Below are 23,608 nucleotides of genomic sequence, written 5' to 3'. Positions count from 1 at the left end.
GCGGGGGGATTCGTACCGGACGGTTTTTCCTTCGTGGGGGAATGGGTGTTTGTGGATTCGGCTACTCCTCGCAGTGCGACACACGATCGATGGACCGACCCCAAGAAGCGCCTCTGGCTGTACGGACTCGTCGTCCCCCTGAGCCCGTTCATCGCCTACGTCCTCGTCGAATATCTGCACCTCGGCGTCTTCTGGGCCACCGGTGCACTGGTCATCGCCATCATCTGCCCGCTGGTCGACGCGTTCGCGAAACTCGACACGAGCAATCCGCCCGAGAGCATGATGCGGACGCTCGAGAACGACCGGTACTACCGCTACTGCACCTATCTCTATCTCCCGCTGCAATACGCGGGCCTGGCCTTCGGGTGCTGGATGTGGGTGTCGCAGCCCATGGGCGGCGCCGAACGATTCGCGATGGCCGCCACGCTCGGCATCGTCGGCGGGGTCGGCATCAATGCGGCGCACGAACTCGGCCACAAACGCACCACCCTCGAGCGGCGTCTCGCGAAGATCGCCCTCGCCCAGTCGTTCTACGGCCACTTCTACGTCGAACACAATCGTGGACACCACGCGCGCGTCGCGACCCCGGAGGACCCGGCCACCGCCCGCATGGGGGAGAGTTACTGGCGGTTCCTGCCCCGCTCGGTGTTCGGCAGTCTCCGCTCAGCGATCCGCTACGAGAAGGGCCGGCTCGAGCGTCGCGGTACGTCGTTCTGGAACGTGCGGCACAACGACATCCTCAACGCATGGGCGCTGAGCGTCGTTCTCTACGCCGTGCTCATCGCGGTGTTCGGCTGGTCGATCGCTCCGTGGCTCGTCGTCCAGGCCGTCATGGCGATCATGTTCCTCGAGGGCGCCAACTATCTCGAGCACTACGGTCTGCTGCGCGAGAAGCGACCGGACGGCGGCTACGAACGGGTGCAACCCCAGCACAGCTGGAACAGCAACCACGTGTGTTCCAACCTGTTCCTCTACAACCTGCAGCGGCACAGCGACCACCACGCCAATCCCCTACGCCGTTACCAGACCCTGCGGTCGATGCCGCAGGCGCCGCAGCTGCCGGCCGGTTACGCGGTATTGATCATCCTGGCGCTGTTCCCGCCCCTGTGGCGGCGGATAATGGACCCGCGACTGCTCGAGCACTACGGGCACGATCTGTCGCGAATCAACATTCGGCCTGAGAAACGAACGGCGATTCAGGCACGATACGGTGGTGGAAATTAGGCGCCGTGTCGGGGAGACAGCGCCGTTTCTGTGATGCGCACACCCGTGCGGATCGTGCGCGCCCGGGGAGATAAGTGGAACAGCAGTATGTGCCTGCATCGTCGCAGGTACGGGAGGACGGCGACGGTTTCCCGCTCTCGTCGGCACAGCGCGGAATCTGGTTCGCCCAGCATCTGCTCGGCGACATTCCACTGACCATCGCCCAGTACGTCGACGTCCGTGGCGACTTCGATCCCGAGATCTTCGCCGACGCCGGCGCCGCCACCGCCCGCGAACTCGGCACCGGCATGCTCCGCATCTTCGAGGTCGACGGCCACCCTCGTCAGGTCATCGACCACACCCTCGAGGACCGCGCCACCATCCTCGACCTGCGCGACGAGGACGATCCCGAGGCGGCGGCCCTCGCCTGGATGCGAGCCGAGTACCGCACGCCCCTCGACATGCTCGAAGACCGTTTGATCGTGTGCGCGGTCCTGCGCATCGCCGACGACCGCCATTTCGTCTACACCCGGATCCACCACATCGCCCTCGACGGCTATGGGGCGACGACCTTCGACACCCGCACCGCCGAGCGCTACAGCGCCGCGGTGCAGCACCGCGAGCCCGCCCGCTTCGACGTGAGCCCGCTGCCGGAGATCGTCGAAGACGAACAGCGCTACCGCGACTCGGCCCGATTCGTCAGCGACCGCGACTACTGGGCCGACCGCATCCGCGACCTGCCGCACCCCATCAGCCTCGCCGGTCGCGCCGCGCCCGTCGGCCCGCACCCGGTCCGGTTCAGCGCGCCGCTGCCCGAGCGGGTCGAGTCCGCGGTCGACCGGATGATCGCCGAGCGCGAGAAGACCACGACCTTCGCGACCGTGGTCGCCGCAGCGTTCGCGGCCTTCCTCGCTCGCGTCACCGGCGAGACCGACGTGGTGCTCAGCCTCCCGGTCTCGGCCCGCACCACCGTCCGCCTGCGTCGTTCCGGCGGCATGGTCTCCAACGTCGTCCCGATCCGCGTGGCCGTCGAACCGGACGGCAGCCGCGACGATCTGATCGACCGGATGCAGCTCGAATTCACCGGGGCACTGCGTCACCAGCGGTACCGGCACGAGGACATGCGCCGCGACACCGGCTACGGCAGCGCTGACCGCGGATTCTTCGGACCCGCGGTCAACATCATGATGTTCGACCACGAGATCCGCTACGGCGATTCGGTCGGCCGCCGGCACGTGCTGAGCACCGGACCGGTCGACGACCTCTCGCTCAACATCTACCCGAGCGCACCCGGGCAGCCCGCCCACATCGACCTCGAGGCCAACCCCCACCTGTACACGGTCGACGAACTGCGCTCGCACCACACACGATTCGTCGAGTATCTCGGCGAGTTCGCCGACTCCGACCGCACCATCGGCACGCTGCCCGTCCTGCACGACGACGAATACGAGCGCCTCGTGCCGTATCGCGGACTGCCCGCGCAGCCCGTGCGCCTGTTCGCCGACTTCCTCGCCGACGGCGTGCGCCGCAATCCCGACGGTGTCGCGATCATCGACGGCGATCGGCAGGTCACCTACCGCGAACTCGACGACCTCTCGAACCGGCTCGCCGCACAGCTCGTCGAGGCCGGGGCTGCACCCGAGACCTTCGTGGCGCTGAGCATGGACCGCGGCGCCGACGCGCTGATCGCGGTGTGGGCAGTGGCGAAGACCGGCGCGGCCTTCGTCCCGATCGACCCGGCGCTCCCGGCCGACCGGATCACCTACATGGTGGGTGATTCCGGTGCGCAGCTCGGGCTTACCGTGCGCAGCCGGATCGCGGAGCTGCCGTCCGGACCCCGCTGGATCGCCGTGGACGATCCGATCCCCTCAGGCGTCGACATCGAGACGGTGCGCTCGCGGGCCGTGCCGGAGAACCCGGCGTACATGATCTACACCTCGGGCTCCACCGGCACCCCGAAGGGCGTGGTCGTCACCCATCTCGGGCTCGCGACCTTCGCCGCCGACGCCCGCCCCGAACTCGCGCTCGGCACGAGCTCGCGGATGCTCCGCTTCTCGTCGGCGAGTTTCGACGCGTCGATCTTCGAGATGCTGCAGGCCTTCAGCGCCGGTGCCGCCATGGTCGTGGCGCTGCCGCACGTCCTCGGCGGCGACGAGCTCGTCGACGTCCTGCGCACCCACCGGGTCACGCACATCGTCTCGGCGCCCACCGTCCTCAACACCGTCGACCCCGCGGGCCTGCCGGATCTCGAGGCCGTCGTCGTCGGCGGCGACGTGTGCACCGCCGACCTCGTCGAACGTTTCGCTCCCACCTGCCGGTTCACCAACAGTTACGGGCCCACCGAGACCACCATCGTCGTCACCGCCGGCGACCCCTTGGCCCCCGGCGACCCGATCACCATCGGCCGTCCCCTCGACGGGGTCGTCGCCGTCGTGCTCGACCGTCGCCTGCGGCCGGTGCCCGTCGGCTTCGTCGGCGAGCTGTATCTCGGCGGACCTGCACTGGCGCGTGGTTACCATCGCCGTCCCGGGCAGACCGCGGATCGGTTCGTGGCCAACCCTTTCGAACCCGGCACGCGCCTGTACCGCACCGGCGACGAGGTGCGGTGGACACCCGATCACCAGCTCGACTTCGTGGGCCGCTCCGACTTCCAGGTGAAGATCCGCGGCTTCCGCATCGAACTGGGCGAGATCGACAACGCCCTGCTCGACCAGGACGGCGTCGACTTCGCGACGACCGTCGTGCACGACAGCGGCAGCTCCGTCGTGCCCGTGTCGTACGTACGTATGGAATCCGGCGCGGCCTTCGATATGCAGGCGTTGCTCGACGGCGTCGCCCGCGTCCTCCCGTCGCACATGGTGCCCGCCGCCGTCGTCGAACTCACCGAGATCCCGGTGACCCCCGCCGGCAAACTCGACCGCGCCGCCCTCCCAGCACCGCAGTTCGCCACCGCCGAGTTCCGTGCCCCCGAAACCGAATCCGAACGCCTCCTCGCCGAGATCGCCACCGGACTGCTCGACGTCGAGCGCATCGGCGTCGACGACTCGCTGTTCGCCCTCGGCGCCGACAGCATCGTCGCGATGCAGTTCGCCGCCCGCGCCAAGGCCGCCGGACTGCACATCACCGCCCGGCAGATCTTCGAACACAAGACCATCGCGGCCCTCGCGCGGGTCGCGACCGCCGTCCCCACCGCACTCGTCCTCGACGAACTGCCCGGCGGAGGCGTGGGCGACATCCCGATCACGCCCATCGTGCACGAGATGCTCGGGCGCGGAGACTATTCCACCTTCGCGCAGGCCGTCCTCGTCTCCACTCCCGCAGATCTGACCTACGACGACCTGCGGACCGCGCTCGCCGCCGTCGTCGCCCGGCACGACATCCTGCGCTCCACACTGCGCGACGGGCAGTGGCGCACGCACGCCGCACTGCCGGACCTCGACGCGTGGATCACCCGCGTCCCGGTCGCCGACACCGCCTCGGCGGATGCCTATGTCGACGACGAATGCGACGCTGCCGCGCACGATCTCGATCCCGAATCGGGTCTCGTGCTGCGCGCCGTGTGGTTCGACGTCGCCGAACCGGGCGAGCAGGGCCGGTTGCTGCTCGTCGCGCACCACCTGGTGGTCGACGGCGTGTCGTGGCGGGTGCTGTTGCCCGATCTCGGTCAGGCGTGGATGCAGGTCGCGGCAGGACAAACGCCGTCGCTTCCCGAGGTGGGCACCTCCTACCGTCGCTGGGCGCACGCCCTGCACGACACCGCCCGCGACCACGCGGGCGAGCTCGACCACTGGAACGAAACCCTCGGTGGTGCAGCACCACTCGCCGGAGTCGCACCGCTCGACCCGGAGATCGACACCCTCGCGACTACCGCGACCGTCCGCATCGATCTCGACCCGAGCGTGACCGACGCGGTGCTCACCCGACTGCCCGAGCTGTACGGCAGCGGTACCGCCGACGGACTGCTCACCGCCCTCGCGCTCGCCGCCGCCCAGGACGGGCAGCGCGCGCTGCTGCTCACCCTCGAAGGGCACGGCCGCGACCTCGACGCCACCGGCACCGTCGACCTGGCCCGCACCGTCGGCTGGTTCACCAGTGCGTATCCCGTGCGTCTCGACCTCGCCGACGACCTCGATCTCACCGACGCGTCCGCCGGAGGACGTGCGAGCGCCTCCGCGGTCAAGGCCGTCAAGGAACGACTCGCTGCCGTCCCGAACAGCGGTGTCGGATACGGCATCCTGCGACACCTCGACCCGCAGACGTCGCCGGTCCTCGCCGACCTGCCTACCGCGCAGGTGTCGTTCAACTATCTCGGCCGCCTCACCTCCGGTCACATCGCCGACGAGATCCGCGAGATCGGCTGGGTGCCGCTCGACCTCGCCCTCGACCCCAACCGCACGTCGCAGATGGCCGCGTCGGTCGCCGTCGACATCAACGCGATGGTCGTCGACGGTCCCGACGGTGCGCACCTCACCGCGTCGTTCACCTATGTGCCGCGGGTGATCTCCGCCGAGACGGTCGGCGCGCTCGCCGAGCGGTGGAAGGACGCACTCGTCGGCCTCGCCGCGCACACGCAGCGACCCGACGCCGGCGGTCTCACCCCATCCGACGTGCCGCTCGTGCACACCCACCAGCAGCAGATCGAGCAGTGGGAGAACCGCTTCGGGCGACTCACCGACATCTGGCCGCTCTCGCCGCTGCAGACCGGTCTGGCCTTCCACGCCGCGCTGTCCGTCGACGCGGTCGACGTCTACACCGCACAACTGCGCCTCGATCTCGCCGGAGAGGTCGATGCCGGTCGCTGGCAGGCGGCCTTCGCGTCGCTGCTCGCACGGCACGCCGCTCTGCGGACCGCCTTCGTGCACGACGACACCGGAACCCCGGTCCAGCTCGTTCTGGATCAGGCCGAGATGGCTTGGCGCGAAGTCGATCTCACCGGATCGGCCGACCCACACAGCGACCTGCAGGCGCTCCTCGACACCGAACGCTTCGCCCGCTTCGATCTTGCGCATCCGCCGCTGCTGCGCGCCGTCCTCGTCCGGCTCCCCGAGCAGCGCGCCGTCCTCGCGCTCACCAACCACCACATCGTGCTCGACGGCTGGTCGATGCCGCTGCTCGTGCGCGAACTCCTCGTCGGCTACGCCGCCGGCGGACAGGCGGCACCGCCCACTCCCGCGTCCTACCGCGACTACCTGGCCTGGCTCGACCGGCAGGACACCGACCGCGCCCTCGACGCATGGGCGGAGGCCTTCGCCGACCTCGACGAACCCACGCTGGTCGCGCCCGGGGCCACCGACGCCGTCGACGACGCGCCCGTCCAGATCGACATCGACCTCGACGCCGACGACATCGACGCTCTCGGACAGCTGTCGCGCCGCACCGGCGCGACCCTCAACACCATCGTCCAGACCGCGTGGGGCCTGCTGCTCGCCCGGCACTGGGGTGCCCGCGACGCCGTGTTCGGCGCGACCGTCTCCGGCCGGCCCGCCGACCTGCCCGATGTCGAGAACATGCTCGGCCTGTTCATCAACACCCTGCCCGTGCGGGTGCGGATCGACGACACCGAAACGGTCGCCGACCTCGTGCTGCGGCTGCAGGGCGAGCAGACCGCCTTGCTCGACCAGCAGTTCGTCGGCCTCGGCGCCATCCAGGACCGCATCGGCACAGGCACCCTCTTCGACACGCTGACCGTCTTCGAGTCGTATCCCGTCGACCGCGCCGGATTCGACGAGACCACCGACATCGCCGGCATGCGCGTCACCGATGTCGACGCCCGCGACGCCACGCACTACCCGCTCTCGCTCATGGCGCTGCTCGAACCGCACCTGCGACTGAGCCTGCGCTACCGCACCGACGTCTTCGATGCCGCGACCGTCGCCGAACTCGCCCGGCGTTTCACGCAGATCCTGACGTTCGTCGCCGAGCGTCCCGACGAGGCCGTCGGCGCCGTCGACGTGTTCCTGCCCGGCGAACGCGAGCGGGTCCTCGACTCCTGGAACCACACCGCGCACCCGGTGCCCGCCGGGGACGTCGTCGCGCTGTTCGAACAGCAGGTCGCGCGGACGCCCGATGCGCCGGCCGTCGTCGTCGACGGGTCGGTGTCGACCTACGCCGAGTTCGCGTCCGATGTGCATCGTCTCGCCCGCCGGCTCCTGGCGGAGGGTGTCGCTGCGGAAACGCGTGTCGCCGTGGCCGTTCCGCGCTCCTACGACCAGCTGGTCGCGATCTACGCCGTGCTCGCCGCCGGTGGAGCGTACGTGCCGGTCGATCCCGACCAGCCGGCCCAGCGCACCGCCCACGTCCTCACCACCGCCGCACCGCAGCTCGTGCTCGCGACCGACGAGACCCGCGACAGCCTGCCCGCCGACCTGCGCGTGCTCGACGTGTCCGACGTCGACGGATACTGCGGCGACCCACTGACCGACGACGAACGACCCGCCCTCCGCCCCGGCAACCTCGCCTACGTGCTCTTCACCTCCGGTTCGACGGGCCGGCCCAAGGGTGTCGCGGTGACGCACGGCGCCCTGCACAACCAGCTCGCCTGGATGCGCGCGGCTTTCGCACCGGACGCCGACGACACCGTGCTCTACAAGACGCCCTTCACCTTCGACGCGTCGGTGTGGGAGTTGTTCCTGCCGCTGCAGAGCGGGTCGCGGTTGGTGATCGCCGACCGCGACGGGCACGCAGACCCCGCCTACCTCGCGTCCGTCGTCCACCGCGAACGCGTCACCATCGCGCAGTTCGTGCCGTCGGTGCTCGACCTGTTCGTCGCCGAGGCACAGCACACCGGGATCGACGCCTCGTCGCTGCGCGCAGTGTTCTCCGGCGGTGAAGCACTCCGGGCCACGACTGCCGCCCGCGTCCGCGAGGTGCTCGGCGCCGAGGTCCACAACCTCTACGGCCCGACGGAGACGACGGTGCAGGTCGCGCATCGCACCGCGATGGTGCAGGTCGCGTATCGCACCGCGATGGTGCAGGTCGCGCACGGCACCGCACGTCGTGACGATGCCGAGCAGGTGCCGCTCGGCCGGCCCGTGTGGAACACCCGTTTCCTCGTCCTCGACGCCGCGCTGCGTCCGGTCCCCGTCGGGGTGCCGGGTGAGCTGTACGTGGTGGGCTCGCAGGTCGCGCGGGGCTACCAGGCCGGTCCCGCCGCCACCGCCGACTGCTTCGTCGCGAACGCCTTCGGGAACTCCGGCGATCGGATGTACCGCACCGGCGACCGCGTCCGGTGGAACCGCGACGGCGAACTCGAATATCTCGGCCGCACCGACTTCCAGGTCAAACTCAACGGTCAGCGCGTCGAACTCGGCGAGATCGAGAGCGCGCTGCTCGCGCATCCCGGCATCACGCAGGCCGTCGTCACGCTGCGCACCGGCCGGCACGGCGACTATCTCGCCGCCTACGCCGTCGCCACCGGTGAGCGGCCGGACGAGAACGCGGTCCTCGCGACTGTCGCCGATCGCGTACCCCGGCACATGGTGCCGTCGGTGCTCGTACTGCTCGACGACCTGCCCGTCACCGCGCACGGCAAGATCGACCGGGGGGCTCTGCCCGAACCGGACGTCGACGCCTCCGCCGCCTACATCGCGCCGCGGACCGACACCGAGGCCGCCGTCGCCCGCATCATGGGCGAGTTGCTCGAAGTCGAGCAGGTCGGTGCGTCGTCGAACTTCTTCCAGCTCGGCGGGAATTCGCTCGGCGCAACCCGATTGATCGCCCGCGTCAACGAGACGTTCGACGCCGCCATCGGGATCCGCGCGCTGTTCGACGATCCCACCGTCGAAGGCCTCGCCGCCGCCGTCGACCGTGCCCGCGGCACCGGTGCCGTCGCGACCGTTCCCGTGGCCGGTCCGCGCCCCGACCGGATTCCGTTGTCGCCGGCGCAGACCCGCATGTGGTTCGTCAACCGGTTCGACCCCGGTTCCGGCGCCTACAACGTCGGCGCCGCGCTGCGGTTGCGCGGCGACCTCGACCTCGACGCCCTGCGCGCGGCGGTCGTCGACATCCTCGAACGGCACGAGACGCTCCGGACGATCTACCCGGACTCCGATGCCGGGCCGTACCAGAACATCCTCTCCGTCGACGACGCGCTGCGGGATCGTCCCGTGCTCGTCGCCGGCACCGAGAAGGTCGCGGAAACCGATCTCTCCGAACGCATCCGGAAGCTGACCGCACGCGGATTCGACATCACCGTCGAACCGCCCCTCGAGCTGACGCTGCTCGAGTGCGCCGACGGCAGCCACGTCGTCGTGATGGTGGTGCACCACATCGCCATCGACGGCTGGTCCACGCAGGTCCTCGCCACCGACCTCGTGCTCGCCTACTCCGCGCGCGCCGCGGGCGGAGCACCGCTCTGGGAGCCGCTGCCGCTGCAGTACGCCGACTACGCGCTGTGGATGCGCGAGCTGCTCGGCGCACCGGGCGACCCCACCGAGACCGCCGCGCGCGAACTCGACCACTGGACCACGACACTCGCCGGCGCACCGGCGCTGCTCGAACTGCCCACCGACCGGCCGCGACCCGCGAGCTCGTCGTTCCGGGGCGCGGCGGTGCCGTTCACCGTCGATCCCGACACCGTCCGCCGTCTCGACGCCTACGCGCAAGCCCACGGCGTGAGCCGGTTCATGGTGCTGCACGCCGCGCTCGTCGTGCTGCTCGCCCGTCTCGGAGCGACCGACGACGTGTCCGTGGGCACGCCGGTCGCCGGTCGTGGCGATCGCCGCCTCGACAACCTCATCGGCATGTTCGTCAACACCCTCGTGCTGCGAACCTCGGTCGACCCGGCCGCCGGCTTCGACGACATCGTCGCCACCGTCCGCGACGTCGACCTCGACGCCTTCGCCCACGTCCAGGTGCCGTTCGAGCAGGTCGTCGAGGCCGTCGACCCGGTGCGGTCGCAGAACAGCGCACCGCTGTTCCAGGTCGCACTGTCGGTCGAGGAAGCGCATCCCAGCGATCTCGAACTGCCCGGGCTGCGGGTCGAACCGATCGTGCCCGACTTCGGCATCGCCAAGTTCGACCTCGAATTCACGCTCCGCGACGACCACGGTGCCCTGGCCGGCACCCTCACCTACGCCACCGACCTGTTCGATGCGTCCACCGCCGCCCGCACCGCCGAGCGCTGGAACCGCATGCTGGCACAGCTGCTCGACGACCCGCGCAGCCCCGTCGGCGACCTGCCGTATCTCGACGCCGACGAGACCGCCCGGGCACTCGACGCCGCGCGTCCGGAATCGATCCGCATCCGGACGCTGCCGGAGATCCTTGCGGCCGGTGTCGCCGCGTCGCCGAACGGTGTTGCCGCCGTGGACGAGACGCGACAGCTCACCTACCGCGGACTCGACGAACGTTCCAACGCCCTGGCTCATGTCCTCCTCGCCGAGGGAGCCGGACCGGAAACCGTGGTGGCCCTGGCCTTCGAGCGGACCATCGAGTCGCTGGTCGCGCTGTGGGCGGTCGCGAAGACCGGCGCGGCGTTCGTGCCGATCGACGTGAAGCTGCCCGTCGATCGCGTCGGTTTCATGCTCTCGGACTCGGGTGCCGCCTTCGGCCTGACCATGAGCGAGATCGCTCCGGCAATCGACTTCCGCTGGTTCGAGCTGAATTCCGACGATTTTGCCGACCGGTGCGCCGAGGTGTCGACCGACGCACTCGACGTCGACGTCGCACCCGACATCGCGGCGTACATGATCTACACGTCCGGTTCGACCGGCACCCCGAAGGGCGTCGTGGTCACGCACCGCGGCCTCAACGCCTTCACCGCCGAGTGCCGCACCGAACTCGGACTCACCGCGCAGTCGCGGGTACTACGGTTCTCGTCGGCGAGCTTCGACGCGTCGGTCTTCGAGATGCTCGCCGCCTTCGGTGCCGGAGCCACGATGGTGGTCGCGCCGCCCGAGATCGTCGCCGGTGCCGATCTCGACGCGTTCCTGCTGCGCCACAACGTCACCCACGTGCTCACCGCACCGGCCGCGCTCGGTGGTGTCGACCCGGCGAGGCTGCCGGAACTCGAGGCCGTCGTGGTCGGCGGCGACGTGTGCCCGCCCGAACTCGTCGAGCGGTTCGCCCCGCGCTGCCGGTTCTTCAACAGCTACGGCCCCACCGAGACCACGATCGTCATCACGATGACCGATCCGCTGGTCGCGGGCGGTGCCATCACCATCGGCCGACCCATCCGAGGTGCCGGTGCCGTCGTGCTCGACGCACGCCTGCAGCCCGTGCCCGACGGTGTCCTGGGTGAGCTGTATCTGGCCGGCCAGGCGCTGGCCCGCGGCTACCACGACCGGCCCGGGATGACGGCCTCGCGGTTCGTCGCGAACCCGTTCACCGGTGGCCTCATGTACCGCACGGGCGACCTCGTGCGCCGGCGCGCGTCGGGCGAACTCGAGTTCGTCGGCCGCAGCGACGCGCAGGTCAAGCTGCGTGGTCTGCGTATCGAACTCGGCGAGATCGAGGCGGTGCTGAGCCGTCAGGACACCGTCGCGCACGCCGTCGTGGACGTCTACCGCGACGCCCACACCGGCGAACGGCTCGTCGGCTACGTCGTGCCCCGCGACGGCGCCGAGGTCGACGCCGATGCGCTGCGCAGCGCCGTCGCCGACGTCCTGCCGTCCTACATGGTGCCCTCGCAGATCGTGCCGATCGAGACGGTGCCCGTTACGGTCAACGGCAAGCTCGACCGCAAGGCCCTGCCCGCGCCCGACCCGGTCACCCGCGAGTTCCGTGCCCCCACCAACCCCGTCGAGGAGACGGTGGCCGAGATCGTCGCCGAACTGCTCGGCGTCGACCGCGTGGGCCTCGACGACGACTTCTTCGCGCTCGGCGGCAACTCGCTCATCGCGACCCGGCTCGTGGCCCGGATCGGGGAGGCGCTCGGCACCACGGTGCCGGTGCGCGCGGTGTTCGAGGGCTCGACCGTGCAGGCGCTCGCCGAAACCGCGGGCTCGCACATCGGTACGGGGGAGCGGCTGCCGCTCGTGCCGCAGGAACGCCCCGCACGGGTGCCGCTGTCGTACGCGCAGCAGCGCATGTGGTTCCTCAACCGTTTCGACCCGACGTCCCCGCTCTACAACATCCCGCTCGCGGTGCGCCTGCACGGCGACCTCGACATCGACGCCCTCACCGCCGCCGTCCGCGACGTGCTCGACCGGCACGAAGCACTGCGCACGGTGTTCCCGGAACACGAGGACGGACCGTCGCAGCACGTGCTCGCCACCGGCGACGTGCCGCTCGACCTCACCCCGATCGACACACCCGACACCGACGCCCTGCACACCGCGATCGCCGGAGTGGTGGGACGCGGCTTCGACGTCACCCGCGAGGTCCCCATCCGCGGCGCGCTGTTCCGGGAGAACGACCGCACCCACGTGCTCGTGGTGGTCGTCCACCACATCAGCGCCGACGGTGCGTCGACCGTGCCGCTGGCACGCGACGTCCTCGTCGCCTACTCCGCGCGCCTCGACGACGCACAGCCCGCCTGGGAACCGCTGCCGGTGCAGTACGCCGACTTCGCGCTGTGGCAGCGCACCGTGCTCGGCGACCCGCAGGATCCGCAGGCCCCGATCGCGCAGCAACTCGACTACTGGACCTCGGTCCTCGCCGACACCCCGGCCGTGCTCGAACTGCCCGCCGACCGGCCGCGACCCGCGGCGGCGTCCTATCGAGGTGCCAACACCGGCTTCCGGATCGCCCCCGAGGTCCTCGCCCGCATCGACCGGCTCGCCCATGCCCACGGCGTGACCCGCTTCATGGTTCTGCACGCCGCCCTCGCCGTGCTGCTCGCGCGTCTCGGCAACACCGAGGACGTGTCGGTGGGCACGCCGGTCGCCGGTCGCGGTGATCGTGCCCTCGACGACCTCGTCGGCATGTTCGTCAACACCCTCGTCCTGCGCACCCGCATCGATCCCGCGGCGTCGTTCGCGGAGTTCCTCGAGCAGGTCCGCACTATCGATCTCGCGGCCTTCTCGCATGCCGACGTGCCGTTCGACCAGGTGGTCGAAGCCGTCGATCCGGTGCGTTCGCAGAGTCACTCGCCGCTCTTCCAGGTCGCGCTGTCGCTGCAGAACCAGGGCATCGGCGAACTCGAACTGCCCGGGCTGCGGGTCGAACCGCTCGAGGCGAATCTCGGCATCGCCAAGTTCGACATCGACATCGCGCTGCGCGAGGACGAAACCGGCGGGCTGGCCGCCGAACTCACCTACGCGACCGACCTGTTCGACGAGACGACCGCCGTCGATCTCGCCGCGCGGTGGGTGCAATTGCTCGACGCGAGTACGGCCGACCCGACGGCTGCCGTCGGCGACATCGCACTGCTGTCGGACGCCGAGACCGATCGGGCACTGTCGTACTCGGTGCCGGCACCTCTGCCGCAGAGGACCTTCCCGCAGATCCTCGCGGCCGGTGTCGCCGCGAACCCGAACGGTGTCGCGGTGGTGGACGGCGACCGGCAGCTCACTTACACCGAACTCGACCACGCCTCCAACCGTCTCGCGCACAAGCTGATCGACCACGGTGCCGGACCGGAAACGGTGGTGACACTGTCGTTCCCGCGCAGCCTGGACGCCGTCGTCGCCCTGTGGGCCGTGGTCAAGACCGGCGCGGCGTTCGTGCCCGTCGATCCCGCGCTCCCGGCAGCGCGTATCGCATACCTGCTCACCGACTCCCGCGCGATCCTCGGACTCGGCGACGGACCGTCGCATGTTCCGTGGCTGAGCGTCGACGCCGACGATTACTCTTCTGCGCCGGTGACTTCCGCGGTGCGTGCGGACTCGGCGGCGTACATGATCTACACGTCCGGCTCGACCGGCACGCCGAAGGGTGTCGTCGTCACCCACGGCGGCCTCAATGCCTTCACCGCCGACCATCGGCCCGAACTCGGGATCGACACCGGCTCGCGGATGCTGCGGTTCTCGTCGTCGAGCTTCGACGCGTCGGTGTTCGAGCAGATCTCGGCGTTCTCCGCCGGCGCCACCGTGGTGGTCGTCCCGCCGCACATCGTCGCCGGCACCGAACTGACCGACCTGCTGCGCCGCGAACGCATCACGCACATCATCACCGCGCCCGCCGCGCTCGGCACCGTCACCCCCGACGACCTGCCCGACCTCGAATCCGTGGTGATCGGCGGCGACGTGTGCCCGCCGGAACTCGTCAAGAAGTTCGGTCCCGTCTGCCGTTTCGTCAACAGCTACGGTCCCACCGAGACCACCATCATCATCACCGAGACCGCGCCACTCACCCCGGGCGACCGCATCACCATCGGCGCGCCCATCGAAGGTGCCGGTGCCGTCGTCCTCGACACGCGTCTGCATCCCGTGCCCGACGGCGTCATCGGCGAGCTGTACCTGTCGGGTGCCGGGCTCGCGCGCGGCTACAACGCGCAGCCGGGACTGACGGCCGCGCGGTTCGTCGCGAACCCGTTCACCGGTGGGCTCATGTACCGCACCGGTGACCTCGTGCGCCGCACCGCGACCGGCGAACTCGACTTCGTCGGCCGCAGCGACGCGCAGGTGCAGGTCCGCGGCCTGCGCATCGAACTCGGCGAGATCGAAGCGGCACTGAGCCGCGCCGACGAGGTGGCCCAGGCCGTCGTCGTCCTGCACACCGACGCGCGTACCGGCGAACGCCTCATCGGTTACGTCGTTCCCACGACCGGCGCCACGGCCGACCCGCACGCATTGCGGGACCGACTCGCCGACGAATTGCCCTCGTACATGGTGCCCGCGCAGATCCTCGTCCTCGACGCGCTGCCCATCACCGCCAACGGCAAGCTCGACCGGAAGGCACTGCCCGTCCCCGGTTTCGAGGCGCGCGCCTTCCGCGCACCCGAGACACCGGTGGAGCAGACAGTCGCGTCCGTCTATGCCGACCTGCTCGGCGTCGACCGCGTGGGCCTCGACGACGACTTCTTCGCGCTCGGCGGCAACTCGCTCAACGCGACGCAGCTGGTCGCGCGGCTCGGTGCCGCCCTGCACACCACCGTGCCCGTGCGTACGGTGTTCGACGCTCCCACGGTCGCCGCGCTCGCCGCCGCCGTCGCACGCACTGCCGGTTCCGGTGGTCGTCCCGACCTCGTCGCCGTCGACCGACCCGACCGCATCCCGCTGTCGCTCCAGCAGCAGCGCATGTGGTTCTTCAACCGCTTCGACCCCGGCTCGGCCGCCTTCAACATCCCGATGGTGCTGCGCCTGAGCGGCGACCTCGACGTGCCTGCGCTGCAGGCCGCGCTGCTCGACGTCCTCGACCGTCACGAAGCGCTGCGCACCGTCTTCCCCGACAGCGACACCGGTCCGTCGCAGGTGATCGTGCCTGCCGGCGAGGCCGCCTCCGATCTCGGACCGCAGGACGTCGCGGCCGACGAGATCACCGCGGTCCTCACCGATGTCGTCACGCGCGGTTTCGATCTCACCGTCGACGTACCCGTGCGTGCCCGGCTGTTCCATCTCGCCGACGACGAGCACGTCCTCGCCGTCGTCGCCCACCACATCGCCAGTGACGGCGGGTCGCAGGCACCGCTGTCGCGCGACGTCGTCACCGCCTATCTCGCGCGTCGCGAAGGTGCCGAGCCCGGCTGGTCGCCGCTGCGCGTGCAGTACGCCGACTACGCGCTCTGGCAGCAGAAACTTCTCGGCAGCGAGGACGACCCGCAGTCGCTGCTCGCCCGCCAGCTCGCGTACTGGACCGACACCCTCGCAGACCTGCCCGACCTGGTGGAACTGCCCACCGACCGGCCGCGTCCGCCCGTGCAGTCGTCGCGGGGCGCGACCGTCCCCATCGCTCTCGACGCCGAGCTCGCCGACCGCGTCGAACAGTTCACCCGCGAACGCGGCATCACCCTCTTCATGCTCGCCCACGCGGCCGTCGCGGTGCTGCTGGCCCGCTGGTCGGGGAGCAGCGACATCCCGATCGGCACCCAGATCGCCGGTCGCGGCGAGGAAGCCCTCGACGACCTCGTCGGCATGTTCGGCAACACCCTCGTGCTGCGCACCCGCATCGACGCCGGCGCCACCTTCGCCGAGATCCTCGACCAGGTGCGCGACGTCGACCTCGCAGCCTTCTCGCACCCTGACGTGCCGGTCGAGCGCCTCGTCGAACTGTTCGACCCGGTCCGCTCCACGGCCTACTCGGCGCTGTTCCAGACCCTGCTCGTGGTGCACAACTTCACGCGCTCGGAGATCGACCTGCCCGGGCTGCGGTTGAGCACTGTCGAGCCCGGCGCGACCGGCGCCAAGCTCGACCTCGAGATCCACCTCGGGGAGACCTTCGACGCCGACGGCCGACGCCTCGGCATCGACGGCTCGATCACCTACGCCACCGACCTGTTCACCGAACACACCATCGCGCAGGCCGCGCAGCGCCTCGTCGCTCTCGTCGACGCCGCGGTGAGTGCGCCACAGGTCGCGGTCGGCGACATCGACCTGCGCGGCGACGACGAGATCCGTCTGCTCGCCGACATCAATGCGACCGATGCGGGGGCCGTCGACGAGACCCTGCTCGCCCGCTTCGGCGAGCAGGTCGCCCGCACCCCGGACGCGCCGGCACTGATCTTCGAGGACACGACACTGACGTACGCGCAGTTCGCGTCGCGGGTGAACCGTCTCGCGCGGCACCTCGTCGGAGTCGGAGTGGGCCCCGAGAGCCTCGTCGGCGTGTACGCCGGCCGGTCGATCGAGATGATGGTCGCGATCTACGCGATCCTGCAGGCCGGGGGAGCGTACGTTCCGCTCGACCCCGAACATCCCGCCGACCGTACCGAGTACGTGCTCGACCTCGCGCGGCCCGTCGTCGTGCTCACCACCGCAGTCGATCGGGGTTCGTTGCCCGCCGCGGCACCGGTGCTGGAGATCGATGCGCCGTCGAACGTCTCCGACGCGCCGCTCACCGACGCCGACCGCGTCGCACCGCTGCGACCCGACAACACCGCCTACGTCATCTTCACGTCCGGCTCCACCGGACGTCCGAAGGGTGTTGCGGTGAGCCATCTTTCGGTCGCGAACCAGATCGCGTGGATGCGCGAGCGATACGACCTCGGCGCCGGTGACGCCGCGCTCCACAAGACACCGATCACGTTCGACGCGTCGGTGTGGGAGCTGTTCTACCCCCTGCAGGTCGGGGCACGCCTCGTCGTCGCAGTTCCGGGTGGTCACCGCGACCCCGCCTATCTGGCACGGGTGTCGCGTGAGGAGCGCGTGAGCATCCTCGAGTTCGTCCCGTCGATGCTCGCGGTGTTCCTCGCCGATCCGGCACTGCAGCTTCCCGAGTCGCTGCGCTACCTGTCCGTCGGTGGCGAAGCCCTGCCGGCCGATCTCGCTGCCGACTTCGCCGCACGATCGTCAGCGGCGCTCGACAACACCTACGGACCCACCGAAAACACCGTCACCACAACGGTTCTGCGGGTCGAGGCCGAGTATGCGGGCAGCGTCCCGATCGGCCGGCCGATCCGCAACACCACCGTGCAGGTGCTCGACGCGCGGCTGCGTCCGGCGCCGGTCGGGGTGCCCGGTGAGCTCTACCTCGGGGGAGTGCAAGTCGCACGCGGCTACCACGCTCGCCCCGACCTCACCGCCGAACGGTTCGTCGCCGCACCCGACGGTGAACGTCTCTACCGCACCGGCGATCTCGTCCGGATCCTGCCGAGTGGGGAGCTGGACTTCCTGGGCCGCACCGATTTCCAGGTGAAGGTCCGCGGTCTGCGCATCGAACTCGGTGAGATCGAGAGTGCCCTGACCGCGCTGCCCGAGATCGCGCAGGCCGTGATGGTCGTGCACGACGGCGACCACGGTCAGCAACTCGTCGGCTACGTCGTTCCGTCCTCGGGCGCAAGTGTCGACGTCGAGGCGGCGCGTACGGCGGTCGGCCGGTCGCTGCCGCGCTACATGGTGCCCGACGTGCTCATGGTGCTCGACGCGTTGCCGCTCAACGCATCAGGCAAGCTCGACCGTCGCGCTCTGCCCGAGCCCGTCGCCGCGGTGCGGGAGTTCCGTCCTCCGGTCACCGCCACGGAACGGGCGGTCGCGGCCGCGATCGCCGAGGTGCTCGACGTGGAGCGGGTCGGTCTCGACGACGACTTCTTCGCCCTCGGCGGCAACTCGCTGATCGCGACCCGTGTCATCGCCCGCATCGGTGCGGCGCTCGGCGCGGACATCCCGCTGCGCACGCTGTTCGAACATCCCACCGTCGACGCGCTCGCTGCCGCGGTGGCCGAGCACGGTGGGCAGGCCGCACGACCTGCACTGGTCGCGGGGGAGCGGCCCGAGCAGGTGCCGCTGTCGCTCGCCCAACAGCGGATGTGGTTCCTCAACCGCTTCGATCCCGACTCGGCGGCCTACAACCTGCCGATGGCCATCCGCCTGTCGGGCTCGGTCGACGTCGACCTGCTGCGGATCGCGGTCGCCCACGTCGTCGAGCGACACGAATCGCTGCGGACTGTCTACCCCGACACTCCCGACGGGCCGGTGCAGGTCGTGCTGCCGGCCGCCGAGGCTGCCCCGGACATCGAGGTGCACACCGTCACCGGTGGGGACGACGCCCTGCTCGCGGCGGTTGCTCCGTTCGCGACCGGTCGTTTCGACGTCACCACCGAGGTGCCGTTGCGGATCGGGCTCTTCGAACTCGGCGCGGACGACTACGTCCTCGCGATGGTCGTCCACCACATCTCCGGCGACGGCTTCTCGATCGCCCCGATGGTGCGCGACCTGCTCGTCGCCTACACCTCGGCTCTCACCGGTTCCGAGCCCGAGTGGGCGCCGCTGCCGGTGCAGTACGCCGACTACGCGCTGTGGCAGCGTCGTGTGCTCGGGTCCGAGGACGATCCCGACTCGCTGGTGTCGCAGCAACTCGACTACTGGCGCGGTTCCCTCGCCGGGCTGCCCGACCAGCTGTCGCTGCCGACCGACCGCCGGCGACCCGCCGTGCAGTCCTACGAGGGCGGACGCGTCGAGATCCGCATCGACGCCGACCTCCACGCCTCGCTCGTCGACCTCGCGCAGACCCGTCACGCCACGCTGTTCATGGCCGTGCACGCGGCCCTGTCGGTGCTGCTCGCGCGACTGTCCGACAGCGACGACATCGCCGTCGGCACGCCCATCGCGGGTCGTGGCGAGCGCGAACTCGACGACCTGATCGGCATGTTCGTCAACACCCTCGTGCTGCGCACCCGGGTGTCCGGCAGTGTCACCTTCGACGACCTGCTCGCTATCGTCCGCGAATCCGACCTGCGCGCCTTCGCGCACGCAGACGTGCCGTTCGAGCGGCTCGTCGAGGTGCTCAACCCGCAGCGCTCCACCGCGCGGCACCCGCTGTTCCAGGTCGGTTTCTCGTTCCAGAACTTCGAACAGGGCACCCTCGCGCTGCCCGGACTCGACGTCGCCCTCGTCGACCTCGAACACGACACCTCGCAATTCGACCTGCACTGGATCGTCCAGGACCGCTACGACGAGGCAGGCACACCCACCGGCATCGTCGGCTATCTCACCTACGCGTCGGCCCTGTTCGACGAGTCGACCGCCCGCGTGTTCGTCGATCGGTTCGTCCGATTGCTCGACAGAATCGTCGCCGAACCCGGCCGTCCCGTCGGGGATCTCGACATCCTCGACACCGTCGAGCGCACGCGAATCCTGCACGAGTGGAACGACACTCGGTGCGACGTTCCCACCGGGACGCTGGTGTCGCTGTTCGACGCGCAGGTCGCGGCCCGACCGGACGCCGTCGCGCTCGATCACGAAGGCGGCACCCTCACCTACCGCGAGTTCGACAAGCGGATCAACCGCCTCGCCCGTCACCTGATCGGCCTCGGCGTAGGCCCCGAAACGGCCGTTGCGCTGGGAATGCGTCGCTCCGTCGAGTTGCTCATCGGCATGTACGCCGTCGCGAAGGCCGGCGGCGCGTACGTCCCGCTCGACCCCGACCACCCGCGCGAGCGAATCGACTACATCCTGTCGGTCGCCGACCCCGTGTGCGTGCTGACCGGTCGCGACGACGACTTCGATGCCGGCGGTCGCGCCGTGGTGCACGTCGACGCACCCGAACTCGATGCGCTCGACGACAGCCCGGTGCGCGACACCGAACGTCGCCTTCCGCTCGACCCACAGGACCCCGCCTACGTCATCTTCACCTCGGGTTCCACCGGGCGGCCCAAGGGTGTCGCGGTCCCGCACACGGCGATCGTCAACCAGCTGCTGTGGAAGACGGAGCATTTCGGACTGTCCTCCGACGACGCTGCGCTGCTCAAGACAGCCGCGACGTTCGACCTGTCGGTGTGGGAATTCTGGTCGGCACTCGTCTCCGGTGGTCGACTCGTCATCGCTGCACCCGACGGTCATCGCGACCCGGTTTATCTCGACGCGGTCATGCGGCAGAAGGCTGTGACGACCCTGCACGTCGTGCCGTCGATGCTCGAGGCACTGCTCGACACGGCGGGCGGTGCGCTGAGCCAGTCGGTGCGGCGCGTGCTTGCGATCGGTGAGGCGCTGCCCCCCGCGCTCGCGCAGCGATTCCGGTCGCTCCACCCTGACGTCGACCTGGCCAACCTGTACGGGCCGACCGAGGCCGCAGTCTCCGTGACAGCGCACGCGGTGACCGGCGACGACACCGACTCGGTGCCGATCGGCCGCCCGGAATGGAACACGCGCGTCCACGTCCTCGACGGTCGCCTCCGTCCCGTGCCGGTGGGTGTGACGGGCGAGCTGTATCTCGCGGGTGCCCAGCTCGCACGCGGCTACGCCGGACGCCCCGACCTCACCGCCGACCGGTTCGTCGCCGACCCGTTCGGCTCCGGCGAGCGTCTCTACCGCACCGGCGACGTCGTCGCCTGGAACGAGGACGGCACCCTCGACTACCGCGGCCGCGCCGACTTCCAGGTCAAACTCCGCGGCTTCCGCATCGAACTCGGCGAGATCGACACCGCCCTGCGGGAACAGTCGGGCGTGGCGCAGGCCGTGACGGTCGTGCACAGTGACCCGCATACCGGCGACCGGATCGTCGCTTACCTCACCGGTGACGAGTCTCTCCACGCGCACACGGTGAAGGACGCACTCGCGCAGAGCCTTCCGAGTTACATGGTGCCGTCGGTCGTCATGATCCTCGACGCGTTGCCGCTCAACGCGAACGGCAAAATCGATCGCAAGGCGCTGCCCGCGCCCGAGGTCGCGACCCGCGCGTACCGCGCGCCGTCCACCCCGATCGAGGAGATCGTCGCCGGCATCTACCGGGACCTGCTCGGCGTCGACCGTGTCGGTGCGGACGACGACTTCTTCGAACTCGGCGGCAACTCGCTGATCGCCACCCAGGTCATCGCGCGACTCGCTACCGCACTCGACGCGCGTGTCCCGCTGCGTGTGCTGTTCGAGGCACCCACCGTGGCAGCACTGGCCGTGCGGGCCGAGGAACACGCCGGCTCCGGTGGCCGCCCGGCACTGCAGGCGCAGCCGCGACCCGACTCGGTGCCGCTGTCGCTCGCGCAGCAGCGGATGTGGTTCCTCAACCGCCTCGACCCCGACTCCGCCGCGTACAACATCCCGGTCGCCATCCGCCTCACCGGCTCGCTGGACCTGACGGCCCTCGCGGATGCCGTCGCGGATCTGTTCGCGCGCCACGAGATCCTGCGCACCGTCTACCCGGAAGCCGACGGTGTCGGGCACCAGGTCGTGCTGCCCGTCTCCCGGGTGCGCCCGGACGTCACACCGGTGCCGATCGACGAGGCCGACATCCTGCCCACCGTCGTGGAATTCGTGAACGCCGGATTCGACGTCACCTCGGAGGTACCGGTCCGCACCCGCCTCTACCGGGTCGGCGACGACGAGTACGTGCTCGTCTTCGTCGTGCACCACGTTGCCGGGGACGGCTTCTCGATGGGACCGCTGACCCGTGACGTGATGGTCGCCTACGACGCGCGTCGCCGCGGTGAGGCGCCGTCGTGGTCGCCGCTCGCCGTCCAATATGCGGATTACGCCCTGTGGCAACGTGACCTGCTCGGATCCGAAGACGATCCGGACAGTCTCGTCGCACGCGAACTGGCCTACTGGACCGAACGACTCGGGGACCTGCCCGAGCCGCTCGAACTGCCGCTCGACCATCCGCGTCCGCCGGTCGCCACCAACCGCGGGGCGCGCCACACCTTCGAGATCGACGCCACCACAGTCGGTGCGCTGCAACGCCTCGCACGCGAACACAACGCGACGACCTTCATGGTCGTGCACGCCGCGCTCGCCGTCCTGCTCGCGAAACTCGCCGGTACGCGCGACGTCACCATCGGCACGCCCGTCGCGGGTCGCGGGGAGGCCGAACTCGACGACCTCATCGGCATGTTCGTCAACACCCTCGTGCTGCGCAACGACATCGACCCGTCGCTGCCGTTCACCGAGCTGCTCGCACAGGTGCGCGACACCGACCTGGGCGCCTTCGGCAACGCGGACGTGCCGTTCGAGCGGCTCGTCGAGGTGCTCGATCCCGTCAGGTCCGCCGCACGGACCCCGTTGTTCCAGGTCATGCTCTCGTTCGAGAACATCGGTCCCGCCCGCTTCGAACTCCCGGACCTCGTCCTGTCGGCGCTCGACACCGACGTGCACACCGCCCGGTTCGACCTCGAGGTCACACTCTCCGAACTACCCGACGACGGTGGTTTCGGCGGCACGATCACCTACGCGGCCGATCTGTTCGACGAGACGACGGCCGCTTCGATCGCCACTCGCTTCACCCGTCTGTTGTCGACACTCGCAACGGATCCGCGGGTCGCTGTGGGCGACGTCGATGTGCTCGAACTTGCGGAGCGCGAGCGGCTCCTCGGATACGGCAGCGGAATCGCAGTTCCTTCGACCGGTGAGACCGTTCCGGATCTTCTCGCTGCTCGGGCGCAGATGTCGCCCGGCGCTGTTGCGGTCTCCGACGAGCAGGACACGCTCGATCGGGCGGAGTTCGAGCGACGCGTGAGCAGACTGGCTCGCAGACTGATCTCGTCGGGTGTGGGTCCGGAGGTGCGTGTCGCGGTTGCGATGGACCGCTCCCTCGACATGGTGGTGAGCATCGTGGCGGTGCTCGTCGCAGGTGGCGCCTACGTTCCGATCGATCCTGAACAGCCGGTCGATCGCATCGCGTACGTGCTCGACGTCGCCGATCCGCAGGTCGTGCTGAGCCGATCGGACCGCCGCATCGCCACCGAGCGGACGACGATCGTCGTCGACACCGACGCGTCCTCCGAGTTCGACGATCGACCGCTGTCGGCGGACGAGCGTCTCGGTGTGCTGCGTCCCGACAACGCTGCCTATGTGCTGTTCACCTCGGGTTCGACCGGCAGGCCGAAGGGCGTGACGGTCTCGCACGGAGCTGTGGTGAACCAGCTCCGCTGGATGCAGTCGCGGTTCGAGTTGAACACATCCGATTCGGTGCTGCTGAAGACTCCCGTGACGTTCGACGC

The 23,608-nt window shown here is 69.9% G+C and carries 2 protein-coding genes (1 of these 2 running past the window's edge); both read left to right on the top strand.

The features are described from left to right. Positions 1 to 51: 51 nt before the first annotated feature. Positions 52 to 1,224 (top strand): alkane 1-monooxygenase, encoded by a 1,173-nt coding sequence (locus tag C6Y44_RS20580; protein ID WP_192378521.1) that lies wholly within the window; start codon positions 52 to 54, stop codon positions 1,222 to 1,224. Between the two features lie 74 nt (positions 1,225 to 1,298). Then, positions 1,299 to 23,608: the 5' portion of a non-ribosomal peptide synthase/polyketide synthase gene (locus C6Y44_RS20575; RefSeq protein WP_192378520.1), read on the top strand. Its footprint extends 20,887 nt past the window's final position; 22,310 of the gene's 43,197 nt are visible here — the first part of the coding sequence; it begins with the start codon at positions 1,299 to 1,301; its stop codon lies off the right edge, out of view.

Source organism: Rhodococcus rhodochrous (genome assembly GCF_014854695.1).
In the GTDB taxonomy this organism is placed as follows: domain Bacteria; phylum Actinomycetota; class Actinomycetes; order Mycobacteriales; family Mycobacteriaceae; genus Rhodococcus.
This window is presented reverse-complemented; position numbering and strand designations above follow the sequence as displayed.